Source organism: Atlantibacter sp. RC6, assembly GCF_014193285.1.
Taxonomy (GTDB): domain Bacteria; phylum Pseudomonadota; class Gammaproteobacteria; order Enterobacterales; family Enterobacteriaceae; genus Atlantibacter.
This window is the reverse complement of the sequence record NZ_JACHZE010000017.1, coordinates 23749-32051: the sequence shown is the minus strand read 5'-3', so window position 1 is coordinate 32051 and position 8303 is coordinate 23749. Positions and strand designations below refer to the sequence as shown.

At 51.8% G+C, this 8303-nt stretch carries 8 protein-coding genes; all 8 read left to right on the top strand.

What is annotated here, in order from left to right; genetic code table 11:
* The coding region (locus tag FHW74_RS22430; protein ID WP_072107067.1) for a hypothetical protein at nucleotides 1-102 on the top strand (102 nt) is incomplete at its 5' end.
* Between the two features lie 280 nt (nucleotides 103-382).
* Nucleotides 383-766: a preprotein translocase subunit SecE gene (gene secE, locus FHW74_RS22425; RefSeq protein WP_002438629.1), complete on the top strand. Its 384-nt coding sequence runs from the start codon at nucleotides 383-385 to the stop codon at nucleotides 764-766.
* Between the two features lies 1 nt (nucleotide 767).
* Nucleotides 768-1313 carry a transcription termination/antitermination protein NusG gene (gene nusG, locus FHW74_RS22420; RefSeq protein WP_125295710.1) on the top strand — a complete coding sequence of 182 codons (546 nt, stop codon included), beginning with the start codon at nucleotides 768-770 and terminating at the stop codon, nucleotides 1311-1313.
* A 154-nt stretch (nucleotides 1314-1467) separates the two neighbouring features.
* Nucleotides 1468-1896 (top strand): 50S ribosomal protein L11, encoded by a 429-nt coding sequence (gene rplK, locus FHW74_RS22415; protein WP_002438627.1) that lies wholly within the window; start codon nucleotides 1468-1470, stop codon nucleotides 1894-1896.
* Nucleotides 1897-1899: 3 nt separating this feature from the next.
* The gene (rplA, locus tag FHW74_RS22410; protein WP_183172500.1) at nucleotides 1900-2604 is read left to right on the top strand and encodes a 50S ribosomal protein L1; all 705 of its coding nucleotides are present in this window, start codon (nucleotides 1900-1902) and stop codon (nucleotides 2602-2604) included.
* A gap of 356 nt (nucleotides 2605-2960) precedes the next feature.
* Entirely contained in the window at nucleotides 2961-3458 is a 498-nt protein-coding gene (gene rplJ / locus FHW74_RS22405; protein WP_001207203.1) for a 50S ribosomal protein L10, read from the top strand.
* 66 nt (nucleotides 3459-3524) lie between these two features.
* A complete protein-coding gene (rplL, locus tag FHW74_RS22400; protein WP_002438624.1) occupies nucleotides 3525-3890 on the top strand; it encodes a 50S ribosomal protein L7/L12 in 366 nt (121 codons plus the stop codon).
* A 320-nt stretch (nucleotides 3891-4210) separates the two neighbouring features.
* A complete protein-coding gene (gene rpoB / locus FHW74_RS22395; protein ID WP_183172499.1) occupies nucleotides 4211-8239 on the top strand; it encodes a DNA-directed RNA polymerase subunit beta in 4029 nt (1342 codons plus the stop codon).
* The last annotated feature ends 64 nt before the right edge of the window (nucleotides 8240-8303 follow it).

Sequence of the window (8303 nt, the reverse complement as noted above, 5' to 3'; positions counted from 1 at the left end):
ACCCTGATCCACCCGATCGCGATGGACGACGGTCTGCGTTTCGCAATCCGTGAAGGCGGCCGTACCGTTGGCGCGGGCGTTGTTGCTAAAGTTCTCAGCTAATCGCTGATAACATTTGACGCAATGCGCATGAAAAGGGCATCATTTGATGCCCTTTTTGCACGCTTTCGAACCAGAACCTGGCTCATCAGTGATTTCTTTCTCATAATCATTGCTGAGACAGGCTCTGAAGAGGGCGTTTAGTCCGAAGCATTTATCCTCCGCCATGTTACTGATTGATGCGGTAACCTGTTGAAAATGACGGAAATACGCGATTCGGTTCGGTTTGCCTCGCAGTAGCGGGGCAAAAATGTTTGTCTGATTTATTGTGACAGGTTGGTTTATGAGTGCGAATACCGAAGCTCAGGGAAGTGGGCGCGGCCTGGAAGCGATGAAATGGATCGCCGTGGCGGTGCTGCTGATCGTAGCTATCGTAGGCAACTACATTTATCGTGATATATCCCTGCCGTTGCGTGCCCTGGCAGTGGTGATTTTAATTGCGGCAGCGGGCGGCGTTGCGCTGCTGACCACGAAAGGCAAAGCGACTGTAGCGTTTGCCCGTGAAGCGAGAACCGAAGTCCGTAAAGTGATTTGGCCAACTCGCCAGGAAACATTGCATACCACGTTAATTGTAGCGGCGGTTACTGCTGTAATGTCACTGATCCTATGGGGCCTGGATGGTATTCTGGTCCGCCTGGTTTCTTTTATCACTGGCCTGAGGTTCTGAGATGTCTGAAGCTCCTAAAAAGCGCTGGTACGTCGTTCAGGCGTTTTCCGGTTTTGAGGGCCGCGTAGCGACTTCCCTGCGCGAGCATATCAAATTACATAACATGGAAGAGTTATTTGGCGACGTGATGGTCCCAACTGAAGAAGTTGTGGAAATTCGCGGCGGCCAGCGTCGCAAAAGCGAACGCAAATTCTTCCCGGGCTATGTGCTGGTCCAAATGGTCATGAACGATGCGAGCTGGCACTTAGTGCGCAGCGTACCGCGTGTGATGGGCTTCATCGGTGGTACTTCGGATCGTCCGGCTCCGATCAGCGATAAAGAAGTGGATGCGATTATGAACCGCCTGCAGCAGGTGGGTGATAAGCCGCGTCCGAAAACGCTGTTTGAACCGGGTGAGATGGTTCGTGTTAGCGATGGTCCGTTTGCTGACTTCAACGGCGTTGTTGAAGAAGTCGATTACGAGAAAAGCCGCCTGAAAGTGTCAGTATCCATTTTCGGACGCGCAACGCCAGTCGAACTGGACTTTGCTCAGGTCGAAAAGGCCTAACAGTCAGGTTGTAAAAGCAACGATTAATCGTTGCACAGGGCGCGAGATTGGACTACAATTTCGCGCCTTTTGTTTTTATGGGCTTTGCCCGTAAAACGATATTCATCACGGGGAGCTTCACTGAAGCGTTATTACCCAATCAGAGGATTTTAGAATGGCTAAGAAAGTACAAGCCTACGTTAAGCTGCAAGTAGCAGCTGGTATGGCGAACCCGAGTCCGCCAGTTGGTCCGGCACTGGGCCAGCAGGGCGTGAACATCATGGAATTCTGCAAAGCGTTCAACGCAAAAACCGATTCCATTGAAAAAGGTCTGCCAATCCCGGTTGTTATCACCGTTTATGCTGACCGTTCTTTCACCTTCGTTACCAAAACTCCGCCGGCAGCAGTTCTGCTGAAAAAAGCGGCTGGTATCAAGTCTGGTTCCGGCAAGCCGAACAAAGACAAAGTGGGTAAAGTAACCCGCGCTCAGGTGCAGGAAATCGCGCAGACTAAAGCAGCGGACATGACTGGTGCTGACATTGAAGCGATGACTCGCTCAATCGAAGGTACTGCTCGTTCCATGGGCCTGGTAGTGGAGGACTAAGAAATGGCTAAACTGACCAAGCGCATGCGTGTGATCCGTGAGAAAGTTGATGCGACCAAACAGTACGACATCAACGAAGCTATTTCTCTGCTGAAAGAACTGGCTACCGCTAAATTCGTAGAAAGCGTTGACGTTGCTGTTAACCTCGGCATCGACGCACGTAAATCTGACCAGAACGTACGTGGTGCAACTGTACTGCCGCACGGTACTGGCCGTTCAGTTCGCGTAGCTGTATTTACCCAGGGCCCGAACGCTGAAGCAGCTAAAGCTGCTGGCGCAGAGCTGGTAGGTATGGAAGATCTGGCTGAGCAGATCAAGAAAGGCGAAATGAACTTTGACGTTGTTATTGCTTCTCCGGATGCAATGCGCGTTGTTGGCCAACTGGGCCAGGTTCTGGGTCCGCGTGGCCTGATGCCGAACCCGAAAGTGGGTACTGTAACGCCGAACGTTGCTGAAGCGGTTAAAAACGCGAAAGCCGGTCAGGTTCGTTACCGTAACGACAAAAACGGCATCATCCACACCACCATCGGTAAAGTGGACTTTGACGCTGACAAACTGAAAGAAAACCTGGAAGCCCTGCTGGTTGCGCTGAAAAAAGCAAAACCGTCTCAGGCAAAAGGTATTTTCATCAAGAAAGTTAGCATCTCCACCACCATGGGTGCAGGTGTTGCGGTTGACCAGGCTGGTCTGAACGCAGCAGCGAACTAATAATTCGCTATTTACGTGGGCGGCGGATTTGTCTACAATCTTACGCCCACGATTCTGTCGAATCAGACAGAACGCTATGCGAGCCAGTCAAATTGCAACAAACGCTGCTGCGGTTTGAATGGCGAAGTCATAGACAGAATTTTCGGTTGGAGCCTGGCCTTATCCAGGCCCCGTCCAAGACCGCAGGTGTTTCTCTGAAACTTAATCTCCTGCGTAGACGGTGACAGAACCTGAAGACCTTTTTATAAGTTTTCTTTGGCTTGTTTCTGCTCACCGTATTAAGACGCTCTTTTCTTTGAGAAGAGTGAAGTGAGTTCCGGGGCATGAGCCCCGGCAAACATCCAGGAGCAAAGCTAATGGCTTTAAATCTTCAAGACAAACAAGCGATTGTTGCTGAAGTCAGCGAAGTAGCCAAAGGCGCGCTGTCTGCGGTTGTTGCGGATTCCCGTGGCGTTACCGTAGATAAAATGACTGAACTGCGTAAAGCAGGTCGTGAAGCTGGCGTTTACATGCGTGTTGTTCGTAACACCCTGCTGCGCCGCGTCGTTGAAGGCACTCAATTTGAATGCCTGAAAGACACGTTTGTTGGTCCTACCTTGATTGCATACTCTATGGAACACCCGGGCGCTGCTGCTCGTCTGTTCAAAGAGTTCGCGAAAGCGAATGCAAAATTCGAGGTTAAAGCTGCGGCCTTTGAAGGTGAGTTGATCCCGGCATCGCAAATTGATCGCCTGGCAACCCTGCCGACCTACGAAGAAGCAATTGCACGCCTGATGGCAACCATGAAAGAAGCTTCGGCTGGCAAACTGGTTCGTACTCTGGCTGCTGTACGCGATGCGAAAGAAGCTGCTTAATCGCAGTTTTCCTTATAAAGCATCTGCTTACGTATAAACTTATTCTGATATTCAGGAACAATTTAAATGTCTATCACTAAAGATCAAATCATTGAAGCAGTATCCGCTATGTCCGTAATGGACGTTGTAGAACTGATTTCTGCAATGGAAGAAAAATTCGGTGTTTCTGCTGCTGCTGCTGTAGCTGTTGCTGCTGGCCCGGCTGAAGTTGCTGAAGAGAAAACTGAATTCGACGTAATTCTGAAAGCTGCCGGCGCTAACAAAGTTGCCGTAATCAAAGCTGTACGTGGCGCGACTGGCCTGGGTCTGAAAGAAGCGAAAGACCTGGTTGAATCCGCTCCGGCCGCTCTGAAAGAAGGCATCAGCAAAGACGACGCAGAAGCTCTGAAAAAATCTCTGGAAGAAGCTGGCGCTGAAGTTGAAGTTAAATAAGCCAACTTTTCTGGTTGCAGCCTGAGTAATCAGGCTGATGGCTGGTGACTTTTTGGTCACCAGCCTTTTTGCGCTACAGGGCGCCAGTAGCCTTTCACACTATTTATCTACTGGTTTCCCCCAATGGTTATTTCTATCGACGACTTAATATATTGCGACAGGGCAGGCGCGCTGTGTAAATCGCAACGAAATGATTTAAGAGTGATAGAAACAGGCATTGCGGAAAGTGTTCCATTTTCCGGTCAACAAAATGGTGTTGCATAAACTGTCCTTATTCAATGGACAGAGTGGGTCGACTTGTCAGCGAGCTGAGGAACCCTATGGTTTACTCCTATACCGAGAAAAAACGTATTCGTAAGGATTTTGGAAAACGTCCGCAAGTGCTGGACATTCCTTATCTCCTTTCTATCCAGCTTGACTCGTTCCAGAAGTTTATCGAGCAAGATCCTGAAGGCCAGTATGGTCTGGAAGCGGCATTCCGTTCCGTGTTCCCGATCAAGAGCTATAGCGGCAACTCGGAACTGCAGTACGTCAGTTACCGTCTTGGCGAACCCGTATTTGACGTTAAAGAGTGTCAGATTCGTGGCGTAACCTATTCGGCTCCGCTGCGCGTGAAACTGCGTCTGGTGATCTACGAGCGCGAAGCGCCGGAAGGCACCGTTAAAGACATCAAAGAACAAGAAGTATACATGGGCGAAATCCCGCTCATGACCGATAACGGCACCTTCGTTATCAACGGTACTGAGCGCGTTATCGTTTCTCAGCTGCACCGTAGCCCGGGTGTGTTCTTCGACAGCGACAAGGGTAAAACTCACTCTTCAGGTAAGGTGCTGTATAACGCACGTATTATCCCTTACCGTGGTTCCTGGCTGGACTTCGAGTTCGATCCGAAAGACAACCTGTTTGTCCGTATCGACCGTCGCCGTAAATTGCCTGCAACCATCATTCTGCGCGCGCTGAACTACACCACTGAGCAGATCCTTGACCTGTTCTTTGAAAAAGTGATTTTTGAAATCCGTGACAACAAGCTGCAAATGGAGCTGGTCCCGGAGCGTCTGCGTGGCGAAACCGCCTCTTTCGATATCGAAGCAGACGGCAAAGTGTATGTCGAAAAAGGCCGCCGTATCACTGCGCGCCATATTCGTCAGCTTGAAAAAGACGACATTAAGCACATCGAAGTACCGGTTGAATATATTGCCGGTAAAGTGGCGGCGAAAGATTACGTTGATGAGTCCACCGGCGAGCTGATTTGCCCGGCGAACATGGAACTCTCTCTGGATCTGCTGGCGAAACTGAGCCAGTCCGGCCACAAGCGTATCGAAACGCTGTTTACCAACGATCTGGATCACGGTGCGTACATCTCTGAAACCGTACGCGTCGACCCAACCAACGATCGTCTGAGCGCGCTGGTAGAAATCTACCGCATGATGCGCCCTGGTGAACCGCCGACACGTGAAGCCGCTGAAAGCCTGTTCGAGAACCTGTTCTTCTCCGAAGACCGCTACGATCTGTCCGCGGTTGGTCGTATGAAGTTCAACCGTTCTCTGCTGCGCGAAGAAATCGAAGGCTCCGGTATCCTGAGCAAAGACGACATCATCGAAGTGATGAAGAAGCTCATCGATATCCGTAACGGCAAAGGCGAAGTGGATGACATCGACCACCTCGGCAACCGTCGTATCCGTTCCGTAGGCGAAATGGCGGAAAACCAATTCCGCGTTGGCCTGGTGCGTGTTGAGCGTGCGGTGAAAGAGCGTCTGTCTCTGGGCGACCTCGATACCCTGATGCCTCAGGATATGATCAACGCCAAGCCGATCTCTGCGGCAGTGAAAGAGTTCTTTGGTTCCAGCCAGCTGTCTCAGTTTATGGACCAGAACAACCCGCTGTCTGAGATTACGCACAAGCGTCGTATCTCTGCACTCGGCCCAGGCGGTCTGACGCGCGAACGCGCGGGCTTTGAAGTCCGTGACGTACACCCAACCCACTACGGTCGTGTATGTCCTATCGAAACCCCTGAAGGTCCGAACATCGGTCTGATCAACTCCCTGTCTGTGTACGCGCAGACTAACGAATACGGCTTCCTGGAAACCCCGTATCGTCGCGTTGTTGATGGCGTGGTCACTGACGAGATCCATTACCTCTCCGCTATCGAAGAAGGTAACTACGTGATCGCGCAGGCGAACACCAACCTGACCGAAGAAGGCCGTTTCGTCGACGATCTGGTTACTTGCCGTAGCAAAGGCGAATCCAGCTTGTTCAGCAACGACCAGGTTGACTACATGGACGTTTCCACCCAGCAGGTGGTTTCCGTCGGTGCGTCCCTGATCCCGTTCCTGGAACACGATGACGCCAACCGTGCATTGATGGGTGCGAACATGCAACGTCAGGCGGTTCCGACTCTGCGCGCTGATAAGCCGCTGGTGGGTACCGGTATGGAACGTGCTGTTGCGGTTGACTCCGGCGTTACCGCCGTGGCTAAACGTGGCGGTACCGTTCAGTACGTGGATGCGTCCCGTATCGTTATCAAAGTTAACGAAGACGAGATGTATCCGGGCGAAGCAGGTATCGACATCTATAACCTGACTAAATACACCCGTTCTAACCAGAACACCTGCATCAACCAGATGCCGTGCGTGTCCCTGGGTGAACCGGTTGAGCGCGGCGACGTGCTGGCAGACGGTCCGTCCACCGACCTCGGTGAACTGGCGCTCGGTCAGAACATGCGCGTAGCGTTCATGCCGTGGAACGGTTACAACTTCGAAGACTCCATCCTCGTTTCCGAGCGTGTGGTCCAGGAAGATCGTTTCACGACCATCCACATTCAGGAACTGGCGTGTGTGTCCCGTGACACCAAGCTGGGGCCAGAAGAGATTACCGCTGACATCCCGAACGTGGGTGAAGCTGCGCTCTCCAAACTGGATGAATCCGGTATCGTTTATATCGGTGCTGAAGTGACCGGTGGCGACATTCTGGTAGGTAAGGTTACCCCGAAAGGTGAAACCCAGCTGACCCCAGAAGAGAAACTGCTGCGTGCGATCTTCGGTGAGAAAGCGTCTGACGTTAAAGACTCTTCTCTGCGCGTACCGAACGGCGTGTCCGGTACCGTTATCGACGTTCAGGTCTTTACCCGCGATGGCGTGGAAAAAGACAAACGTGCCCTGGAAATCGAAGAGATGCAGCTCAAGCAGGCGAAGAAAGACCTGTCTGAAGAATTGCAGATCCTCGAAGCCGGCCTGTTTGGTCGTATCTATGCTGTGCTGGTTGCTGGCGGCGTTGAAGCTGAGAAGCTCGACAAACTGTCCCGCGATCGCTGGCTGGAACTGGGCCTGACCGACGAAGAGAAACAGAATCAGCTTGAGCAACTGGCTGAGCAGTACGATGAGCTGAAGCACGAGTTTGAGAAGAAACTCGAAGCGAAGCGCCGCAAAATCACTCAGGGCGATGACCTGGCACCGGGCGTGCTGAAAATCGTGAAAGTGTATCTGGCCGTTAAACGTCAGATTCAACCGGGTGACAAAATGGCAGGCCGCCACGGTAACAAAGGTGTTATCTCCAAGATCAACCCGATCGAAGATATGCCTTACGATGAAAACGGCACGCCGGTAGACATCGTACTGAACCCGCTGGGCGTACCGTCTCGTATGAACATCGGTCAGATTCTGGAAACCCACCTGGGTATGGCTGCGAAAGGTATCGGCGATAAGATCAACGCCATGCTGAAACAGCAGCAGGAAGTCGCCAAACTGCGCGAATTCATCCAGAAAGCCTATGACCTTGGTGCAGACGTTTGTCAGAAAGTTGACCTGAACACCTTCAGCGATGAAGAAGTGCTGCGTCTGGCTGAGAACCTGCGTAAAGGTATGCCGATTGCAACGCCGGTATTTGACGGTGCCAAAGAGTCGGAAATCAAGGAACTGTTACAGCTGGGTGGCCTGCCGACTTCCGGTCAGATCACGCTGTTCGACGGTCGTACCGGTGAGCAATTCGAGCGCCAGGTTACCGTTGGCTATATGTACATGCTGAAACTGAACCACCTGGTTGATGACAAAATGCACGCCCGTTCCACCGGTTCTTACAGCCTGGTTACTCAGCAGCCGCTGGGTGGTAAGGCGCAGTTCGGTGGTCAGCGCTTCGGTGAGATGGAAGTGTGGGCACTGGAAGCATACGGCGCTGCTTATACTCTGCAGGAAATGCTGACCGTTAAGTCTGATGACGTGAACGGCCGTACCAAGATGTATAAGAACATCGTGGATGGCAACCATCAGATGGAACCGGGCATGCCGGAATCCTTCAACGTACTGTTGAAAGAGATTCGTTCGCTGGGTATCAATATCGAGCTGGAAGACGAGTAACTCTCGCTCAAACAGGTCACTGCTGCCAGGGTAAAACCTGGCGGCAGATTGTGCTAACTCCGAC

Excerpts from the sequence above, each read along its gene's own strand:
- nusG (WP_125295710.1), top strand. The coding sequence starts at position 768 with ATGTCTGAAGCTCCTAAAAAGCGCTGGTACGTCGTTCAGGCGTTTTCC.
- rplK (WP_002438627.1), top strand. The coding sequence starts at position 1,468 with ATGGCTAAGAAAGTACAAGCCTACGTTAAGCTGCAAGTAGCAGCTGGT.
- rplL (WP_002438624.1), top strand. The coding sequence starts at position 3,525 with ATGTCTATCACTAAAGATCAAATCATTGAAGCAGTATCCGCTATGTCC.
- secE (WP_002438629.1), top strand. The coding sequence starts at position 383 with ATGAGTGCGAATACCGAAGCTCAGGGAAGTGGGCGCGGCCTGGAAGCG.
- rplA (WP_183172500.1), top strand. The coding sequence starts at position 1,900 with ATGGCTAAACTGACCAAGCGCATGCGTGTGATCCGTGAGAAAGTTGAT.
- rplJ (WP_001207203.1), top strand. The coding sequence starts at position 2,961 with ATGGCTTTAAATCTTCAAGACAAACAAGCGATTGTTGCTGAAGTCAGC.
- rpoB (WP_183172499.1), top strand. The coding sequence starts at position 4,211 with ATGGTTTACTCCTATACCGAGAAAAAACGTATTCGTAAGGATTTTGGA.